General features: G+C 59.1%; 17 protein-coding genes. 13 read left to right on the top strand and 4 right to left on the bottom strand.

The window, feature by feature from the left end; translation table 11 throughout:
- Positions 1 to 6 precede the first annotated feature (6 nt).
- Positions 7 to 285, bottom strand: coding sequence for a DUF3509 domain-containing protein (locus tag ACMYUN_RS05770; protein ID WP_016773780.1), 279 nt, complete (start codon positions 283 to 285; stop codon positions 7 to 9).
- Positions 286 to 671: 386 nt separating this feature from the next.
- Between ACMYUN_RS05770 and ACMYUN_RS05765 the strand changes: the two genes are divergently transcribed.
- The 10 genes from ACMYUN_RS05765 to ACMYUN_RS05720 all read left to right on the top strand — a co-directional run bounded on the left by ACMYUN_RS05765 (position 672) and on the right by ACMYUN_RS05720 (position 9,842).
- The gene (locus ACMYUN_RS05765) at positions 672 to 2,510 is read left to right on the top strand and encodes a long-chain-acyl-CoA synthetase (protein ID WP_415763203.1); all 1,839 of its coding nucleotides are present in this window, start codon (positions 672 to 674) and stop codon (positions 2,508 to 2,510) included.
- Positions 2,511 to 2,605: 95 nt separating this feature from the next.
- A complete protein-coding gene (locus tag ACMYUN_RS05760; protein WP_039763836.1) occupies positions 2,606 to 3,124 on the top strand; it encodes an ankyrin repeat domain-containing protein in 519 nt (172 codons plus the stop codon).
- An 80-nt stretch (positions 3,125 to 3,204) separates the two neighbouring features.
- Positions 3,205 to 3,735, top strand: a complete 531-nt coding sequence (locus tag ACMYUN_RS05755; RefSeq protein ID WP_415763202.1) for a hypothetical protein — start codon at positions 3,205 to 3,207, stop codon at positions 3,733 to 3,735.
- Between the two features lie 71 nt (positions 3,736 to 3,806).
- On the top strand, positions 3,807 to 3,998 hold the full coding sequence (locus tag ACMYUN_RS05750) for a PLDc N-terminal domain-containing protein (protein WP_039763840.1): 192 nt from the start codon (positions 3,807 to 3,809) through the stop codon (positions 3,996 to 3,998).
- Between the two features lie 241 nt (positions 3,999 to 4,239).
- The gene (gene speE / locus ACMYUN_RS05745; RefSeq protein ID WP_039763843.1) at positions 4,240 to 5,115 is read left to right on the top strand and encodes a polyamine aminopropyltransferase; all 876 of its coding nucleotides are present in this window, start codon (positions 4,240 to 4,242) and stop codon (positions 5,113 to 5,115) included.
- A 286-nt stretch (positions 5,116 to 5,401) separates the two neighbouring features.
- Positions 5,402 to 5,635, top strand: coding sequence for a hypothetical protein (locus ACMYUN_RS05740; protein ID WP_122506536.1), 234 nt, complete (start codon positions 5,402 to 5,404; stop codon positions 5,633 to 5,635).
- 209 nt (positions 5,636 to 5,844) lie between these two features.
- Positions 5,845 to 6,192, top strand: a complete 348-nt coding sequence (locus ACMYUN_RS05735; RefSeq protein WP_003223226.1) for a ribonuclease E inhibitor RraB — start codon at positions 5,845 to 5,847, stop codon at positions 6,190 to 6,192.
- A 477-nt stretch (positions 6,193 to 6,669) separates the two neighbouring features.
- On the top strand, positions 6,670 to 8,079 hold the full coding sequence (locus ACMYUN_RS05730; protein ID WP_415763201.1) for a circularly permuted type 2 ATP-grasp protein: 1,410 nt from the start codon (positions 6,670 to 6,672) through the stop codon (positions 8,077 to 8,079).
- 12 nt (positions 8,080 to 8,091) lie between these two features.
- A complete protein-coding gene (locus tag ACMYUN_RS05725) occupies positions 8,092 to 9,042 on the top strand; it encodes an alpha-E domain-containing protein (protein ID WP_039763849.1) in 951 nt (316 codons plus the stop codon).
- Positions 9,039 to 9,842, top strand: coding sequence for a transglutaminase family protein (locus ACMYUN_RS05720; protein ID WP_415763200.1), 804 nt, complete (start codon positions 9,039 to 9,041; stop codon positions 9,840 to 9,842). Before ACMYUN_RS05725 ends, ACMYUN_RS05720 begins: the two co-directional genes overlap by 4 nt.
- A gap of 121 nt (positions 9,843 to 9,963) precedes the next feature.
- On the opposite strand, the gene ACMYUN_RS05715 is transcribed toward ACMYUN_RS05720, so the two are convergent.
- On the bottom strand, positions 9,964 to 10,785 hold the full coding sequence (locus ACMYUN_RS05715; protein WP_415763958.1) for a c-type cytochrome: 822 nt from the start codon (positions 10,783 to 10,785) through the stop codon (positions 9,964 to 9,966).
- A gap of 577 nt (positions 10,786 to 11,362) precedes the next feature.
- On the opposite strand from ACMYUN_RS05715, the gene ACMYUN_RS05710 reads away from it, so the two are divergent.
- The 3 genes from ACMYUN_RS05710 (at position 11,363) to ACMYUN_RS05700 (ending at position 15,552) form a co-directional block, all read left to right on the top strand.
- Entirely contained in the window at positions 11,363 to 12,568 is a 1,206-nt protein-coding gene (locus tag ACMYUN_RS05710) for an acetyl-CoA C-acetyltransferase (protein WP_415763199.1), read from the top strand.
- A gap of 24 nt (positions 12,569 to 12,592) precedes the next feature.
- Positions 12,593 to 14,737 carry a 3-hydroxyacyl-CoA dehydrogenase NAD-binding domain-containing protein gene (locus tag ACMYUN_RS05705; RefSeq protein WP_415763198.1) on the top strand — a complete coding sequence of 715 codons (2,145 nt, stop codon included), beginning with the start codon at positions 12,593 to 12,595 and terminating at the stop codon, positions 14,735 to 14,737.
- Positions 14,738 to 14,829: 92 nt separating this feature from the next.
- A complete protein-coding gene (locus ACMYUN_RS05700) occupies positions 14,830 to 15,552 on the top strand; it encodes an amidotransferase (RefSeq protein ID WP_415763197.1) in 723 nt (240 codons plus the stop codon).
- A gap of 87 nt (positions 15,553 to 15,639) precedes the next feature.
- Here the strand turns inward: ACMYUN_RS05700 and ACMYUN_RS05695 are convergent, their stop codons facing one another.
- On the bottom strand, positions 15,640 to 16,611 hold the full coding sequence (locus ACMYUN_RS05695; RefSeq protein WP_325715188.1) for a magnesium and cobalt transport protein CorA: 972 nt from the start codon (positions 16,609 to 16,611) through the stop codon (positions 15,640 to 15,642).
- Positions 16,612 to 16,744: 133 nt separating this feature from the next.
- Positions 16,745 to 17,467, bottom strand: a complete 723-nt coding sequence (locus tag ACMYUN_RS05690) for a lysophospholipid acyltransferase family protein (RefSeq protein WP_415763196.1) — start codon at positions 17,465 to 17,467, stop codon at positions 16,745 to 16,747.
- Positions 17,468 to 17,661 lie beyond the last annotated feature (194 nt).

Raw genomic sequence — 17,661 nt, 5'->3', positions numbered from 1 at the left:
AGCAAATTACAGCGAGTGATAGGTCGGCAGAGCGAAACGCTGCTGGCTCTGCAGCATTGCAATTTGCGGCAGCTCGCTGGCTTGTTCGGCCAGGTCACGGCGGATCGCGCTGATCGCCCAGGACAGTTGGTCACCGGCGTGCAATTGCTGATACGAGAGTGCGCGTTTGAACACTTTGCCGTCGCTGCTACGCAGAGTGAGCAGGATGCCACCGTCAGGACGTGGGGCAGTGCTGACTTCGTAGTTGGAGAACAGCGATGTAAATTTTTCTTGAATCAGGCTCATGTCATCAGCTCCGTATGTACTTGAATGGCAAGCATGCGGAGGTAGTTGCAGCGTTTGTGCCAGTATTGATGCGAATTAAATTCCTTTAAAAATCAAACAGTTAAAATCGTTGCATTTTGCAGGCGTCGTGCAAACTGCATGAATGGCCATCGTGCATCCTGCATTTTGCGTGATTTTTTCCTGACAACGGAACCAAACGTCCGTACCAGAATCAGCGCTCGGCACGGCGGCGCGACGGGATACAAATCATTGCAAAAACCGCGTGTACAGCCCCGCGAGCGCTGACGTACTTTCCCTCTCGACCTCCGACATCAACCCGGCGGTCGCAGCCATTACCCGATAACAAGAATAGCGATCCACGCGTCAGGGTCGAACGGGGAGCTTTCATGCGTCATGCACCAAGCGACACGATTACCTGGGGCATGATGCTCCGCAAACTGCCGATGATTGCCAAAGCCATCCCGCGGGTGGTGAAAGGCATGAAGGTAGCCAATGTCACGGATCCGACCCAGACGTGTGGCCTCGGCTGGACCTTCGAGCAAGCGACGCTGCGCAATCCGGACGGTGTGGCGTTGCTGCAGGGCGACGTGGCGTTGACTTACACGCAGGTCAACCAATGGGCCAATCGCATCGCGCATTATTTGAGCGAGCAAGGCATCGGCAAGGGCGATGTGGTCGCGGTGTTCATCGAGAACCGTGCGGAATTGCTCGTAACAATCCTGGCGCTGGCCAAGCTCGGCGCGGTCAGTGCGCTGCTCAACACCTCGCTGATGCGCGACACGCTTATCCACAGCATCAATCTGGTTGCGCCTGTGGCCATCGTGGTCGGCGAAGAGTTGACCGCCGCTTATGCCGGCGTGCGTGATCAGGTTTCCATCGCTGCACCGCGGACATGGTTCGTCGCTGATCAGGACACTTGCAGCCATCCGGGCATCGCGCCCGAGGGTTACGTGAATCTGATCAGCGCCAGTGCCGACGCCAGCAGCGATAACCCGCCGAGCAGCGCGCAAATCTTCTTCGACGATCCGTGTTTCTACATCTATACCTCGGGCACCACCGGCCTGCCCAAGGCCGGGGTCTTCAAGCATGGGCGCTGGATGCGCAGCTCGGCGAGCTTCGGCATGATCGCCCTCGATATGTGTCCGGATGATGTTGTTTACTGCACCTTGCCGCTGTATCACGCCACAGGTCTGTGCGTGTGCTGGGGATCGGCAATCAATGGCGCCTCGGGTTTCGCCATCCGCCGCAAGTTCAGCGCCAGCCAGTTCTGGGGTGATGTGCGCCGATATCGCGCGACCACCATCGGCTATGTCGGTGAATTATGCCGCTATCTGGTCGAGCAACCAGCGAGCGCCGATGACAGTCGCCACAATGTCAGCAAGATGATCGGCAATGGTTTGCGACCCGGCGCCTGGGCCGAGTTCAAGACGCGTTTTGCCGTCGAGCACATTTGTGAGCTGTACGCGGCGAGCGACGGCAACATCGGTTTCACCAACATCCTCAATTTCGATAACACCGTCGGCTTTTCGCTGATGGCCTGGGAGTTGGTTGCCTACGATCACGACAGTGGCGAGCCGCTGCGTGGCGAGGATGGTTTCATGCGCAAGGTCGGCAAGGGCGAACAGGGTCTGCTGCTGGCGCGGATCGACGACAAGGCGCCGCTTGACGGTTACACCGATCCGCAGAAAACCGCCCGCGTCGTACTGCACGATGTGTTCAACAAGGGGGATCGCTTTTTCAACACCGGCGACCTGCTGCGCAACATCGGTTTCGGCCATGCGCAATTTGTCGATCGCCTCGGCGACACTTACCGCTGGAAGGGCGAAAACGTGTCGACCACCGAAGTCGAGAACCTGTTGCTGCAGCACCCGCTGATTTCTGAAGCCGTGGCCTACGGCGTTGAAATCCCCAACACCAACGGTCGTGCAGGCATGGCCGCGATCACTCCCGCCGAATCCTTGGCCACGCTGGATTTCGCCGAACTGCTGAGTTTCGCCCGGCAACGCATGCCGGCCTATGCCGTGCCGTTGTTCCTGCGGGTGAAAGTGAAAATGGAAACCACCGGGACCTTCAAATACCAGAAGACCCGCTTGAAAACGGAAGGCTTTGACCCCGGGCTCACGGGCGATGACCCGATCTTCGCCTGGCTGCCGGGCAGCGAAACCTATGTGCATGTCAGTGAGCAAATCCTCGCTGAAATTCAACAGGGCAAACATCGATATTGAGTGTGGCTATCGGGGCGCTCGGAAAAAACCGAGTGACAGCTACCGTCGCGCTCGGGAAACTGTCGGCTTTCCGATAGACCGAAATGGAGTGCCCCATGTCCGACCAAAGCCGCCAGATGACCCCTGAAGAAGCTGCCGAATTCACCGAGCAGGTTTTCAACAAGGCGCGCGACGGTGATGCCGAGATGCTCGATCGCCTGGTCACCGCCGGGCTGCCGGTGAACCTGAAAAACAGCAAGGGCGACACCTTGTTGATGCTCGCCAGCTACTACGGCCATGTTGATGCGGTGAAGGTTCTGCTTAAACACAAAGCCGATCCGGAAATGCGCAACGGTAACGGCCAGAGCCCGATTGCCGGCGCTGCGTTCAAGGGCGATCTGGCGGTGGTCAAAGCGCTGGTCGAGGCGGGCGCCGAAATTGAAGGTTCTTCCTTCGACGGCCGTACCGCGTTGATGATGGCGGCAATGTTCAACCGCGTTGAAATCGTCGATTACCTGATCGGCCAGGGCGCAGATCCGAAGGCCAAGGACGCCAATGGTGTGACCGCGCTGGATGCGGCGCGGACCATGGGCGCAGTCGATACCACCGCGCAGTTGGAAAAATTGCTGGCGTAAAGTCCACGGACTGTGGCGAAGGGCAGAATGCGCTATCCTTCGCGCCCTGAAAATTCACCTCCGCCACAGGATCCGCCCTCATGAAAGCCGCACTCGTCGAACTCATCAGCAAAATCAGCTCCGGCTGCATGGGCGAGGATGAGATTCTGAAAGTGGCTGACGAAGCCGCTCAGGCCTACGCCGATGCCGATGCTTTTCTGGCAGCCAATCCGGACATCAACTACGACGACACTTTCCCGATTCCGCTGGGTGAGTGGGTAGTGGTCGGCAGCCTGCCGGAAACTGTGCTGTTCCAGGCCGATACCTACGTCGATCTGTTCGCACAAATCGTTGCCTCGTTTGGCCCGGGGGTGGATTTCAATCTCAAGCCCAAGCAACTGGCCAAAACTGAAGCGCTCACCGCACTCAACCGCATTCAGGTGCAGATGAGCAGCCTGAACAAGGAAAACGGCGGTTACACGTTGATGAACTTCAGCCAGTTGCTCGACGATGAACTGCAAATGGTCCTGGTCTACGGCAACGACGTGCCGCGGGTGCTGAAGTTGTGCGCCGAGATCGGCATCGCCGCGGCGCCGGCACTGGAAGCCTTGAAGGTCGCCGTTCACGTCTGAACGCAATAAAAGGGAACCCTGCGCGCGACCGTCTATCCTAAAAGTGCATGCCACTATTCTGGAGCGACACCATGGGTTCCACGTTCAACGGTCTGATTGGCCTGATCATCCTTGCCCTCGACATCTGGGCCATCATCAACGTACTGAAAAGCGGTACCTCAACCGGGATGAAAATCGTCTGGGTGCTGCTGATCATCCTCCTGCCAGTGCTGGGCCTGATCATCTGGGCGATTGCCGGGCCACGGGGCAACGTCCGGATCTGAGCTGATTTTCGATCACACTGTTATCCCTGTGGGAGCGAGCCTGCTCGCGAAGACGTTGTGTCAGTCGCCATCACCGGCAACTGGTGCTGCGCTTTCGCGAGCAGGCTTGCTCCCACATTGGTTTGCGCTGGTAAAAAATAAGCTGAGGTTCGACCTGTCATCTTCGGCAACGTAGAATGCGCGCCTTTCCCGGGCTATCGTCCCCACGATGGCGCCCGCGCATTTATCGGAGCACTTGACCATGACCGTCACCAAGACCAGTGAGTACCTGGAAACCCTCTACGAAGGCTACGGCCAGCGCTTTCGCATGGAAAAACTGCTGCACGAAGTGCGCACCGAACACCAGCATCTGGTGATCTTCCAGAACCCGCGCATGGGCCGGGTCATGGCGTTGGACGGCGTGATCCAGACCACCGAAGCCGACGAATTCATCTACCACGAGATGCTCACCCACGTGCCGATCCTTGCCCACGGCACTGCCAAGCGCGTGCTGATCATCGGCGGTGGTGACGGCGGCATGCTGCGCGAAGTGACCAAGCACGCCGGCGTCGAGCACATCACCATGGTTGAAATCGACGGCACTGTGGTCGACATGTGCAAGGAATTCCTGCCGAACCATTCCGCCGGTGCCTACGACGATCCGCGCCTGAACCTGGTGATCGACGACGGCATGCGTTTCGTCGCCACCACCACTGAAAAATTCGACGTGATCATCTCCGACTCCACCGACCCGATCGGCCCGGGTGAAGTGCTGTTCTCGGAGAACTTCTACCAGGCTTGCCACCGTTGCCTGAACGACGGCGGCATTCTCGTTACCCAGAACGGCACGCCGTTCATGCAGATCGACGAAGTCAAAACCACCGCCGGTCGTCTGCGCAGCCTGTTCCCGGACTGGCACTTCTACCAGGCCGCTGTGCCGACCTACATCGGCGGTTCGATGACCTTCGCTTGGGGCTCGACCAACCCGGCCTACCGCAAGCTCAGTCGTGAAACCCTGCAACAGCGCTTCATCGGCAGCGGCATCGTCACCCGTTACTACAATCCGGAAATCCACATCGGCGCGTTTGCCTTGCCGCAATACGTGCTGCAAGCGGTCAACAAGCCGAGCAACGACTGATCACCCTGACGTCGCTCTGCAAGAAAGCTTTTGTGGCGAGGGGATTTACCGGTTGGGATGCGCAGCATCCCTGAACCGGCCTGCGCGGTGTCTCCATTAAACCGCAATGGATGGTATTACGACTGCTGCGCAGCCGGACGGGGATAAATCCCCTCGCCACAGAGTCCGCCCTATCGATCGGATGGTTATTTTCACCGTTGTCGGCTGTAATCCTTTTGAACCAACTATCGCGGAAAAAAGTCGAGATAGAGGTAAGCCCATCTACGGGTTGATCGAGGAGGCACTGATGCAAAAGTGGAAAGTCACTTTCGTGGATGATCACGGCGTAATTATTGATGAAGTCTTCGAACGTGAGGAATGCCCGTCCGATGATGAAGCCGCTCGGCTGATCAAGGAGCGGCTTCTTCCGGTTGCCGCCAAGCTGGATCTCAACGACCTGCAAGGGCGCACCACCGATGCCGAGGTGAAAAACCTCAAGACCCAGAACGGCATCGAAATCCGCAGCATCACACCTGTCTGAACACTTCCTGTCATCTCGTAAACCAGGCCTTGGCAGCGGCGCTCTCTTGGGGCTACTCTGCAAGCGAGATCAGCGAATGGATCGCTAAGGTCTGGTCTTGTCAGCTACATGCTTGTTTCCCGCTCGCAACCACGTTGCCGTAGTACTTAGGCCAAAAGGCCCGGGGCGGGAATACGGAAAGTCTATCCATCAATCGAGGGGGACGATTCATGAGCACAGCCTATCAAGAAGACATCAGCAGCAACGTTCTGCGCCGCATGAAAGAAGGCGGTTTCGATTTTTCCCGGTTCCATCCCATCGAGTTCTACGCGATTTTCCCGGACGAGGAGCGGGCGCGCAGGGCAGCAGGCAAATTTCGCGGTGAATCCATCAATGCCCAGGTCAGTGCGCGCGACGACGGCGCCTGGTCGCTGGAATTGAGCAAAGTGATGTACGCAACCTATGACGACATCGGCGATTTCGAGCAAGGCTTTTCTGCCGTGGTCGAACCGCTGGGCGGCATTATCGAGGGTTGGGGCGTGAAGCAGGAGGTGCGCAATCGTTACCGCCTGAATTGATATTGAGCATTTTGTATCGGGCAACGGCTGACCTTCGGGTCGGCCGTTGTCGTTTCTGGCTTCTGCACATCGCAGTGGCAAAACCCTGAAACAAGAATCCCGGGCAAAAAAAAGCCACCGGAGAGGGTGGCTAAAAGGGAAGACGGGTACGCGATAAAGTCCTGTCGGGACGGGGCTGCCAAGGCAGTTCAGATCAGTTGAGCTGGCTACTTCGCGGCGGCGTGCCGGGGAAGTTCTGCAGCGAATGCGCGGATTATCCGCAGTCGCGGCCGGGCAGTGAAATCAACTCTGACTATGCTGGTGATAGGCGATGCAGTGCGTCGCAATGAAGCGGGGGCAATCGGGCCGGGGCATTTGCCGCACAGGAATGGTGCGCGGTCTGTGGCATAGATCTACAACCGATTGAATTAAAAGCGTTTATGCCGATGGCACGGGCCTTGCGAAGGCCTGTATGTCCGGAGTGACAAGGAGTACGGCATGATCCGCACCTATTTTGACGAGATGTACGATGCCGGCGGCCTGGTCCGCCCGCATTACCGGGAATTTGCCCGCTGGCTGGCCGAGACGCCCGACGAGCTGCTCGCGCAGCGCCGCCGCGAGGCCGATCTGCTGTTCCACCGTGCCGGGATCACCTTTACGCTCTATGGCGACGAGCAGGGCACCGAGCGCCTGATTCCGTTCGATACCATTCCCCGCAGCATCCCCGCCAGTGAATGGCGGATTGTCGAGCGCGGCTGTATTCAGCGGGTCAAGGCGTTGAACATGTTTCTCGCCGACCTCTATCACGAGCAGCGCATCATCAAGGCCGGGATCATTCCCGCCGAACAGGTGCTGGCCAACGAGCAATACCAGTTGGCGATGCAGGGCCTGGATCTGCACCGCGACATCTACTCGCACATCTCCGGCGTCGATCTGGTGCGCGACGGCGATGGCACTTATTACGTCCTCGAGGACAACCTGCGCACACCCAGCGGCGTCAGCTACATGCTCGAAGACCGCAAAATGATGATGCGCCTGTTTCCCGAACTGTTCTCCGCCCAGCGCATCGCCCCGATCGATCACTACCCCAATCTGCTGCTCGACACTCTCAAGAGCTCAAGCCCGATCGACAATCCCAGCGTGGTGGTGCTGACGCCGGGACGCTTCAACAGCGCGTTCTTCGAACATGCCTTTCTGGCGCGGGAAATGGGCGTGGAACTGGTCGAAGGTGCGGATCTGTTCGTGCGCGACGACAAGGTATTCATGCGCACCACCGATGGCCCGAAAGCGGTGGACGTGATCTATCGCCGCCTCGACGATGCCTTCCTCGATCCGCTGGCATTCAACCCGGACTCGATGCTCGGCGTGCCGGGGCTGCTGTCGTCCTATCGTTCCGGCAACGTGGTACTGGCCAACGCCATCGGCACCGGCGTGGCGGACGATAAATCGGTGTATCCGTTTGTCACCGACATGATCCGTTTCTACCTCGACGAAGAGCCGATTCTGAAAAACGTGCCGACCTGGCAATGCCGCAACCCGTCCGAGCTGTCCCACGTGCTGGCCAATCTTCCGGAACTGGTGGTCAAGGAAACCCAGGGCTCCGGCGGTTACGGCATGCTGGTCGGGCCGGCCTCGACGACGGCGGAAATCGATGCGTTCCGTGAGCGCATCAAAGCCAAACCCCATGCTTACATCGCGCAGCCGACGCTGTCGCTGTCGACCTGTCCGACCTTTGTCGAGAACGGCATTGCACCGCGCCATATCGATTTGCGTCCGTTCGTGTTGTCCGGGCGCGAAACCCGGGTGGTGCCTGGCGGTTTGACCCGGGTCGCGTTGCGTGAAGGCTCCCTGGTGGTGAATTCCTCCCAGGGCGGCGGCACCAAGGACACCTGGGTAGTCGAGGATTGAAGGAAGCTTGCCATGTTAAGTAGAACTGCCTCGGATCTGTACTGGATGTCGCGTTACCTGGAGCGTGCGGAGAATCTCGCGCGCATGCTCGACATCAGTTATTCGCTGTCGCTGATGCCGCAGGACGGGCGCGGCGACGGGCTGCACGAACTCGCCATGCCGTTGCTCATTACCGGCACCCTTGATGATTACCTTGAACGCCACGGTGATCTGCACGCCGAGCGTCTGCTGCATTTCTTTGCGCTGGACGCGGCCAACCCGGCGAGCATTTACAGCTGCCTCGGCTCGGCGCGAGCCAGTGCCCATGCCGTGCGCGGGCGGATCACCGCCGACATGTGGGAAAACATCAACGCCACCTGGCTGGAAATTCGCGGCATCGCCGAACAGGGTCTGAGCCGCTACGGCATGAGCCGTTTCTGCGAATGGATCAAGGAGCGCTCGCACCTGTTCCGTGGCGCGTCCTACGGCACGATCATGCGCAACGACGCGTTTCGTTTTATCCGTCTGGGCACGTTCATCGAACGCGCGGACAACACGCTGCGCCTGCTTGATGCCCGCTACGAAATGGCCGGCGATCAGGCCGAAGCGGTGAGCGATGGCACCGCGCATGCCTATTACCAGTGGAGTGCGCTGCTGCGCGCCTTGTCTTCGTTCGAGGCCTACACGGAAATCTATCGCGACGCGCCCGGCGCCCGGCATGTGGCCGAACTGCTGCTGTTGCGCGCCGATGTGCCGCGTTCGCTGCGTGCCTGTACCGAAGAGATCGACCAGATCCTCGCGCAACTGCCCGGCGCCAACGGCCGACCGGCACAACGCCTGGCGGCGGAAATGGACGCGCGCCTGCGCTACACCGGCATCAACGAAATCCTCGAAGAAGGCCTGCACGCCTGGCTGACCGAATTCATCCCGCTGGTGCGCCAGTTGGGCAACGCCATTCACAGTTCCTACCTGGAGGCTGCATGAGACTTTCCATAAGCCACGAGACCACCTATCACTATGAAGATCAGGTGCGCGCGAGCATCCAGTACCTGCGCCTGACGCCCCACGACAGCGAGCGCCAGCATGTGCTCAGTTGGCAACTCGACCTACCGCGTCCTGTGCGTGCGCAGCTCGATCCGTTCGGCAACATCCTGCATGTGCTGACCATGGACGAGCCGCACGAAGCGATCATCATTGGCGCCCGTGGTCAGGTCGATATCGATGAACTGCGCGAAGCTGAACATGAAAGTCAGTCGGCGCTGCCGTTCCTGCGCTTCACGCGCCTGACCGAAGCCGATGAGGCCTTGCGCGAGTTTGCCGGGAAGAACTGCAAGCAACGGCGTGATCGCACCGCGCTGATCGACTTGATGCACGGTCTGAATCAGCACATGACCTACACGCCCGGCTCGACCGAGGTAGACACCAGCGCCGCCGAAGCTTTCGCCGGTCGCGCCGGCGTCTGTCAGGACCATACGCATGCTTTTCTTGCCTGCGCGCGCAGCCTTGGCGTGCCGTCGCGTTACGTGTCGGGTTATCTGTACAGCGAAGATTGCGAGCATCTGGCCAGTCATGCCTGGGCAGAAGCGTGGCTGGACGACGCGTGGTACAGCTTCGACGTGACCAACCAACTGGCGCGCCCGGAGCGACATCTGAAGCTGGCGGTGGGTCTGGATTATCTCGATGCCTGCCCGGTACGCGGCATGCGCCGGGGCGGCGGCTGCGAGCAGATGCATGCGAAGGTGTTCGTCTCGCCGACGCCGGTTATTTCCGTGCAGCAACAATAGATTCGGGATACCGCTATCGCTGGCAAGCCAGCTCCCACAGGATGACCGCTGATTCGAACTCTGCGCACACCCTGTGGGAGCTGGCTTGCCAGCGAAGAGGCCAGTAATAACACCCTAGGGCTTACGGCTTAACTTTGCGGCCGGCCATGTGCTTGAGATAGCCCACAAGCATTTCAAGGTCTCCATCCGGCAACACCTGCGCCGAAAACCCGGGCATCTTCGCCTGCGGCCATTGGCGCAAACTCTGCGGATCGCGGATGTAACGCTTCAAGAAATCCGCCCCAAAATACTCGGTCGGGCTATACGGAATATTCAGATCCGGCCCGAACTGCGCATCGCCAGCACCATTCAATCGATGACAGGCCAGGCAGTTCTTCTGAAACAGGGCAAAACCCTTGTTCACCGGATCATCGGCCTTCAAGGCGGGATCGGGCAGCAGGGCAGGGAAGCGTTCGGCCACCGGCGCCATCAACTTGATGCTGGCGACTTCGAACGGCCACTGTTCGGGGCTGATATTGCCGGCCTGCGGATCGGTCCAGACCAGATAGAACGGCCCGGCGCTGTGCTTGCCGGCAGACAGCGGCGGCCACGGCCGCGCCGGGTCCTCGATTGCGAGCCATGCGCGTGCGCCGTCCTTGTTCAGCAAGGGCGCGGCGGCCAACTCTGCGGCAAAGCCATCCAGCGCCACCGCCTGCAAGTGATCCTCCCGCTTGACCCCCGTCAGCAATGCGGCCAGCGGCACGGCTTGATAGGTCATGTCCTTCTTGTAGGAAACATCATTGTTGATCGTGAGAATTTGCAGCTGAGGATGCTTGAGCAGCTCTTCGGTCTGCCAGGTGCGGCTGTTTGCGCCCAACTGCAGATCCAGTTGTGCGGCGGACAAGGGCAAGCTCAGCAGCAAGGCACCGAGCGCAATGAGCGTTTTCAAATGATCGCCGTCCATGTCGTGGGAGTGCGCAAAGGTTGGCACAACCACGCTGGCCCGGGTAGCGGGCCAGTCACATTTTAGGTGGCGATGTACAGCACGCGACGTTTGAATCAGCCGATGACCTTGGTCAGATTCGGCAAGATCAACAACAGCGTCGTGGCAAAAAGAATGAGTCCCGCTTGACGTACTTTCGGTTGTTTGAACATGGCTTGACCGCCTTTATTGTTATTTCCTGATGCATGCCTGACTGCATATCCATGACGGCACGCGTTGCACTTCCTGTTGAAGAACGCCCGTCTCGGCAAAACCCGACGACGATAGCGTACATGTTCACCTTAGGGCCCACGTCAGTCTTGGCTTAGATCCATTTCATATGGAGAGCTTGAGAAAAGCTTTAAAAAAAGCATGAGGCGTATTGCCAGCTTCTTTGCCGCCCGCTGGCTAGACAACTCGACGACCTGAACCGGTTCACCTCATGCCGGATGACCGTCCGTCTGAGCGTGTGCGTCAAGCGCTTTGAGCAATGTGGTCATTGCTTGCCAGTCGGCGCAGGGCGAAAGTGAAGTGACAATAAATCAGGTTCGAGGACGTCATGACTGAAGCGTTGATTTTCGATGCGTTGCGCACCCCGCGTGGCAAAGGCAAGGCCGATGGCGCGCTGCACAGCGTGAAGCCGGTCAACCTGGTGGCGGGTTTGCTCAGCGCCTTGCAGGTGCGCACCGCGCTGGATACCAGTCAGGTCGATGATGTCGTCCTCGGCTGCGTCACGCCGATCGGCGATCAAGGTTCCGACATCGCTAAGACGGCGGTGCAAGTAGCCGATTGGGATGTCAGCGTCGCCGGCGTACAGATCAACCGTTTCTGCGCTTCGGGTCTGGAAGCCGTGAATCTTGGCGCGATGAAAGTGCGCTCAGGCTTCGAGGATCTGGTGGTGGTTGGCGGCGTCGAATCGATGTCGAGGGTGCCGATGGGTAGCGATGGCGGCGCCTGGGCGCTGGACCCGCAGACCAACCTGCACAGCCACTTCACCCCGCAAGGCGTCGGCGCTGACCTGATCGCCACCCTCGAAGGCTTCAGTCGCCAGGATGTCGATGCCTACGCGCTGCACTCGCAGCAAAAAGCCGCACGAGCGCGGGCCGACGGCTCGTTCAACAAGTCGCTGGTGCCGGTGCAGGATCAGAACGGCATCATCCTGCTTGATCACGATGAGTTCATCCGCGCCGAATCGACTCTCGAAGGCTTGGGCAAACTTAAACCGAGCTTCGAAATGATCGGCCAGATGGGCTTCGACGCCACGGCGTTGCGGGTTTACAGCCACGTCGAGCGTATCAACCATGTGCACACGCCGGGCAACAGTTCCGGCATTGTCGACGGTGCGGCGCTGATGCTCATCGGCTCCGAAGCCAAGGGGCGCGCGCTGGGCCTGCAGCCACGGGCGCGCATCGTCGCCACGGCCGTCACCAGTACCGACCCGACCATCATGCTCACCGGCCCGGCACCGGCGACCCGCAAAGCGCTGGCCAAGGCCGGACTGCGTGTTGAGGACATCGATTTGTTCGAGGTCAACGAAGCGTTCGCCTCGGTGGTATTGAAGTTCATCAAGGACATGGCGGTTGACCCGGACAAGGTCAACGTCAACGGCGGCTCGATCGCCATGGGTCACCCGCTGGGCGCCACCGGTTGCGCGATACTCGGCACCCTGCTTGATGAACTGGAGGCGCGGCATCTGCGCTACGGCCTGGCGACGCTGTGTGTCGGCGGCGGCATGGGCATCGCCACCATCATCGAACGCCTCTGAGCCCCGACTTCAAGGAATCTTGTTATGAGCGAAGCCATTCGTTACGAAAAAGGCCAGGACGGCGTCGTCGTGCTGACCATGGACATGCCGGGCCAGAGCGCCAACACCATGAACGCCGTGTACCGCGAGTCCATGGCCGCTTGCGTCGCCCGCTTGCTGGCCGAGAAAGACAGCATTGCCGGAGTGATCATCACTTCGGCGAAGAAGACCTTTTTCGCCGGCGGCGATCTCAACGAGCTGATCAAGGTCGGCAAACCCGAAGCCAAAGCCTTCTACGACATGGTGCTGACCCTCAAGGCGCAATTGCGCAGCCTGGAAACCCTCGGTAAACCGGTGGTCGCGGCGATCAACGGCGCTGCGCTGGGCGGCGGCTGGGAAATCTGTCTGGCCTGTCACCACCGCATTGCTGTTAATGACGCCTCGGTGCAACTCGGTCTTCCGGAAGTGACCCTGGGCCTTTTGCCGGGCGGCGGCGGGGTGGTGCGCATGGTGCGCATGCTCGGCATCGAAAAAGCCCTGCCGTACTTGCTTGAAGGCAAGAAGGTGCGCCCGCAACAGGCGTTGCAGGCCGGGCTGATCGATGAGTTGGCAGCGGATCCAGACGAATTGTTGGCCAAGGCGCGCGCTTGGATTATGGCCAATCCGGCGGCAGTGCAACGCTGGGACGTCAAGGGGTACCAGATTCCTGGCGGCACGCCATCCAACCCGAAAGTGGCGCAGATGCTGGCGATCGCGCCATCGATCCTGCGCACGAAAACCCAAGGCACGTTGCCAGCGCCAGAGAAGATTCTATGCGCGGCGGTGGAGGGCGCTCAGGTCGATTTCGACACCGCGCACCTGATCGAAACCCGCTACTTCACCGAGCTGACGACCGGGCAGATCTCGAAAAATCTGATCGGTACGTTCTGGTTTCAACTGAACGAGATCAACGCCGGCGGTTCCAGGCCGCAAGGTTTTGCACCCTATAAAACCCGCAAAGTCGGTGTGCTCGGCGCCGGAATGATGGGCGCAGGCATCGCGTTTGTCAGCGCCTCGGCCGGTATCGACGTCGTGCTCAAGGACATCAACCTTGCCGCTGCCGAGAAGGGCAAAGCGCATTCCGCAGCGCTGCTGGACAAGAAAGTTGCCCGTGGCCAAATGACTGCCGAACAGCGCGAAGCGGTGCTGGCGCGGATCGTTGCGAGCGAAAGCGATGCCGATCTGGCCGGTTGCGATCTGATCATCGAAGCGGTGTTCGAAGATCGCCAACTCAAAGCCAGGGTGTCCGCCGCCGCGCAACAGGTCGTGGGCGGCGAAGCGGTCATTGCTTCCAATACCTCGACGCTGCCGATCACCGGTCTGGCGACGGCGGTGCCCGATCAAAGCAAATTCATCGGCCTGCATTTCTTCAGTCCGGTAGAAAAAATGCCGCTGGTGGAAATCATCAAGGGTGCGCAGACCAGCGACGAAACCCTGGCACGCGGTTTCGATTTCGTCCTGCAAATCAAGAAAACTCCGATCGTGGTCAACGACAGTCGCGGCTTCTTTACCTCGCGGGTGTTCGGCACGTTCACCAACGAAGGCATTGCCATGCTCGGCGAGGGCGTCAGTGCGCCGATGATCGAGACCGAAGCGCGCAAGGCCGGGATGCCGGTCGGGCCTCTGGCAATCTCCGACGAAGTTTCCCTCAGCCTGATGAGCCATATCCGTCAACAGACGGCCAAGGACCTACAGGCTGAAGGGAAACCGCTGATTGAGCACCCGGCCTTTGCCGTGATTGACTTGATGCTCAATGAATTCAAGCGACCGGGTAAAGCTGCCGGAGGCGGTTTTTATGAGTATCCAGCCGGTGCCCAGAAGCATTTATGGCCGGAGCTGAAAACGCGCTTCGAGAAGGCCGACGGACAGATCTCTGCGAAGGATGTGCGTGATCGGCTGTTGTTTGTGCAGGCCATCGAAACCGTGCGCTGTGTGGAGGAGGGTGTGCTGACCTCGACGGCGGATGCCAACGTCGGCTCGATCTTCGGCATCGGTTTCGCCGCGTGGACCGGCGGTGCGCTGCAGTTCATCAACCAGTATGGCCTGAAGGACTTCATCGCCCGCGCGCAGTATCTGGCCGAGCAATACGGCGAGCGTTTTACCCCGCCAGCGCTGCTGCTGGACAAAGCGGCGAAAGGTGAAATGTTCTAGGGCCAGCGAGCATTTCGGGGCTTGCCTTGGCCACGTGTTTCAAGGCAGGCTCTGGGGTGTTCATTATTCCCATCACGTGTCAGGTATTTTTTATGTCGCTGCGCATCTGCATTCTCGAAACCGACATCCTGCGGCCCGAACTGATTGACCAATATCAGGGCTATGGGCAGATGTTCCAGCGCCTGTTCTCGCAGCAACCGATCGCCGCTGAGTTCACTGTATATAACGTGGTGAATGGCGAATACCCAAGCGACGACCAAACCTTCGATGCGTATCTGGTCACCGGTAGCAAGGCTGATTCGTTCGGCACGGATCCGTGGATCCAGACCCTCAAAACCTATCTTTTGAATCGCTACGAACGCGGCGACAAATTGCTCGGCGTGTGCTTCGGCCATCAATTGCTGGCGCTGCTGCTTGGCGGCAAGAGCGAGCGCGCATCCCAGGGTTGGGGCGTCGGCACCCACAACTACAAGCTGGCGGCCAAAGCACCGTGGATGAGCCCGGTGCGCGAAGAGCTGACACTGCTGATCAGCCACCAGGATCAGGTAACCGAACTACCAGAGAATGCGACGGTGATCGCCTCCAGCGATTTCTGCCCGTTCGCGGCGTATCACATCAACGATCAAGTGCTGTGCTTTCAGGGCCACCCGGAATTCATTCACGATTACTCGCGCGCGCTGCTTGATCTGCGCCAGGAAGCGCTGGGTTCGCAGATCTACAGCAAGGGTGTGGCAAGCCTTGAGCAGGAGCACCACGGCGCTACAGTAGCGGAGTGGATGATGCGGTTTGTGGCGCACAAACCAGAAGCTGCCTGACAATTGCAAGATCAAAAGATCGCAGCCTTCGGCAGCTCCTACACTGACATTCTGTAGGCGCTGCCGAAGGCTGCGATCATTTGCTTTCTACAACCAGCCCGACTTCTTGAAACTCGCCCACAAACTCACACACCCCACCGCAATAAACCCCAGCACCGCAAAATAACCGTAATGCCAGGTCAATTCCGGCATGTTCTGGAAGTTCATCCCGTAAATCCCCGCCACCGCTGTCGGGAACGCGAGAATTGCCGCCCACGCTGCAAACTTGCGCTGCACCACGCTCTGCCGTGATGCCTCGAGCAACACGCCAATTTCGATGGTCTGGCTGGCAATGTCCGCCAGCGTGCTCAGGTCTTCCATCTGCCGCGTCACGTGAATCTGCACGTCGCGAAAGTACGGGCGCATGTTCTTGTCGATGAACGGGAAGCTGAGCTTTTGCAGCTCTTCGCCGATTTCCACCATCGGTGCCGCGTAGCGACGCAAGCGCACCACATCACGGCGCAAACCGTGCAGCTTCTGGATGTCTCGCTCGTTTAGGGCGCTGCACAGCACGTTGCGCTCCAGCTCATCGATCTCGGCGTGGATCGCTTCGCCCACCGGCTGATAATTCTCGATGACGAAATCGAGCAGCGCATACAGGACGAAATCCTCCCCGTGCTCAAGCAACAGCGGGCGCGCTTCACAGCGTTGGCGCACATAGGCATACGACGCGGAGTGGCCGTTGCGAGCAGTGATGATGTAACCCCTGCCAGCGAAGATATGCGTTTCGATGAATTGCAAAACGCCGTTTTCGCGGACCGGTGAGTAGGTGACGATAAACAGAGCGTCACCAAAGGTTTCCAGTTTCGGTCGGCTGTGTTTTTCCAGCGCATCTTCGATGGCCAGTTCATGCAGGTTGAACTGGCGTTGCAAGTTGGACAATTCCTGTGCGTCCGGTTCTTCCAGACCGATCCAGACGAAGTGGCCGGGCTTGGCCGCCCACGCAGCACCTTCGTCCAGCGAAATATTGGTGACTTTCTTACCCTCGCTGTACACCGCAGCAGCAACAACTCGACCCATGGTGGTGGTTCACTTCTTCTTGGCAGATGGCAGGAGAACAAGGCTTCAGCTTAGCCGTGTCGCTGCTTGAGAGTCAGTGAAACTTCTACAGTTCATCTGGCAAAAGAAAACCCGCACAGGGCGGGTTTGTTTTTCACGCGGCTTGCAGTTGCCGATCCATCGACTCGATGCACTCGCGCATCTGCTCGCGGCATCGCTCAATGAGCATGGGCATGTCGTCCATGGTCAATCCGACTGTAGGAATCGCCGGCAAGGAACGTATGAGAACGTTGCCACTGCGCCAGCGATTCAGGCGCATGTGCTTTATATAGCTGCTCACGCACACCGGAACGATCGGCACGCCGGCGGCAATCGCCATCTGGAACGCGCCTTTCTTGAACGGCAACAAATCTTCACCGAGGTTGCGGGTGCCTTCCGGAAACACCCAGATCGAGGTGTCTTCGTTCTGCAAGGTGTGGGTGGTCGTCAGCATCGACTGTCGCGCCTTGTGCGCATTGCCACGGTCGATCAACACATTGCCGGCCAGCCAGAACAACTGGCCGAACAACGGCACCCACTTCAGGCTTTTCTTGCCGATACACACGGTGCGACGAGGGACGACATTGCCGAACACGAACAGATCGTAGTTGGACTGATGGTTGGCGATGATCACGCAACTGTCGGGCTTGTTCATCAAGCCGTTGACCTCCGACTTGACCCGCAAACGCAAGATACACATCGCCGGCAAAGCGTAGAGACGGGCGCAGAGTCGGCTGTTGTCCGGGTTGAACGGGCGGCACAATCCGAGGATCACGCCGAGCACGCCCGCCAAAATAAAGTGCAGGCCCATCAACAACATACGAAGCACGAACAGCATTTTTACAGGCCCACCGGGACAAAAGGTGGCGCAGTGTACGGATGTGCACTGTTTTCGGCAATTGCCGCTATAGAGTCCGGAGATGGCCGATGTTTAAGCGCATGTTTCAGTATTGCCTGTCAGGCGCGTCCTAGAGCTTCCAGTGAATATTCAACGCGGCATGTAAGAAAAAGCCCGACACGCGGATCGGGCTT

This window comes from Pseudomonas sp. CP4 (assembly GCF_047758505.1).
GTDB classification, from domain to species: Bacteria; Pseudomonadota; Gammaproteobacteria; order Pseudomonadales; family Pseudomonadaceae; genus Aquipseudomonas; species Aquipseudomonas fluorescens_AO.
Note: the sequence above shows the minus strand (reverse complement) of the source record. Positions and strands in the feature narration are given on the sequence as shown.

What these genes read in the sequence shown, in the direction of transcription:
- ACMYUN_RS05695 (WP_325715188.1), bottom strand. Translation starts at nt 16,611, where the DNA reads ATGGGTCGAGTTGTTGCTGCTGCGGTGTACAGCGAGGGTAAGAAAGTC.
- ACMYUN_RS05740 (WP_122506536.1), top strand. Translation starts at nt 5,402, where the DNA reads ATGCAAAAGTGGAAAGTCACTTTCGTGGATGATCACGGCGTAATTATT.
- speE (WP_039763843.1), top strand. Translation starts at nt 4,240, where the DNA reads ATGACCGTCACCAAGACCAGTGAGTACCTGGAAACCCTCTACGAAGGC.
- ACMYUN_RS05735 (WP_003223226.1), top strand. Translation starts at nt 5,845, where the DNA reads ATGAGCACAGCCTATCAAGAAGACATCAGCAGCAACGTTCTGCGCCGC.
- ACMYUN_RS05710 (WP_415763199.1), top strand. Translation starts at nt 11,363, where the DNA reads ATGACTGAAGCGTTGATTTTCGATGCGTTGCGCACCCCGCGTGGCAAA.
- ACMYUN_RS05715 (WP_415763958.1), bottom strand. Translation starts at nt 10,785, where the DNA reads ATGGACGGCGATCATTTGAAAACGCTCATTGCGCTCGGTGCCTTGCTG.
- ACMYUN_RS05725 (WP_039763849.1), top strand. Translation starts at nt 8,092, where the DNA reads ATGTTAAGTAGAACTGCCTCGGATCTGTACTGGATGTCGCGTTACCTG.
- ACMYUN_RS05765 (WP_415763203.1), top strand. Translation starts at nt 672, where the DNA reads ATGCGTCATGCACCAAGCGACACGATTACCTGGGGCATGATGCTCCGC.
- ACMYUN_RS05690 (WP_415763196.1), bottom strand. Translation starts at nt 17,467, where the DNA reads ATGCTGTTCGTGCTTCGTATGTTGTTGATGGGCCTGCACTTTATTTTG.
- ACMYUN_RS05760 (WP_039763836.1), top strand. Translation starts at nt 2,606, where the DNA reads ATGTCCGACCAAAGCCGCCAGATGACCCCTGAAGAAGCTGCCGAATTC.
- ACMYUN_RS05755 (WP_415763202.1), top strand. Translation starts at nt 3,205, where the DNA reads ATGAAAGCCGCACTCGTCGAACTCATCAGCAAAATCAGCTCCGGCTGC.
- ACMYUN_RS05730 (WP_415763201.1), top strand. Translation starts at nt 6,670, where the DNA reads ATGATCCGCACCTATTTTGACGAGATGTACGATGCCGGCGGCCTGGTC.
- ACMYUN_RS05705 (WP_415763198.1), top strand. Translation starts at nt 12,593, where the DNA reads ATGAGCGAAGCCATTCGTTACGAAAAAGGCCAGGACGGCGTCGTCGTG.
- ACMYUN_RS05750 (WP_039763840.1), top strand. Translation starts at nt 3,807, where the DNA reads ATGGGTTCCACGTTCAACGGTCTGATTGGCCTGATCATCCTTGCCCTC.
- ACMYUN_RS05700 (WP_415763197.1), top strand. Translation starts at nt 14,830, where the DNA reads ATGTCGCTGCGCATCTGCATTCTCGAAACCGACATCCTGCGGCCCGAA.
- ACMYUN_RS05720 (WP_415763200.1), top strand. Translation starts at nt 9,039, where the DNA reads ATGAGACTTTCCATAAGCCACGAGACCACCTATCACTATGAAGATCAG.
- ACMYUN_RS05770 (WP_016773780.1), bottom strand. Translation starts at nt 285, where the DNA reads ATGAGCCTGATTCAAGAAAAATTTACATCGCTGTTCTCCAACTACGAA.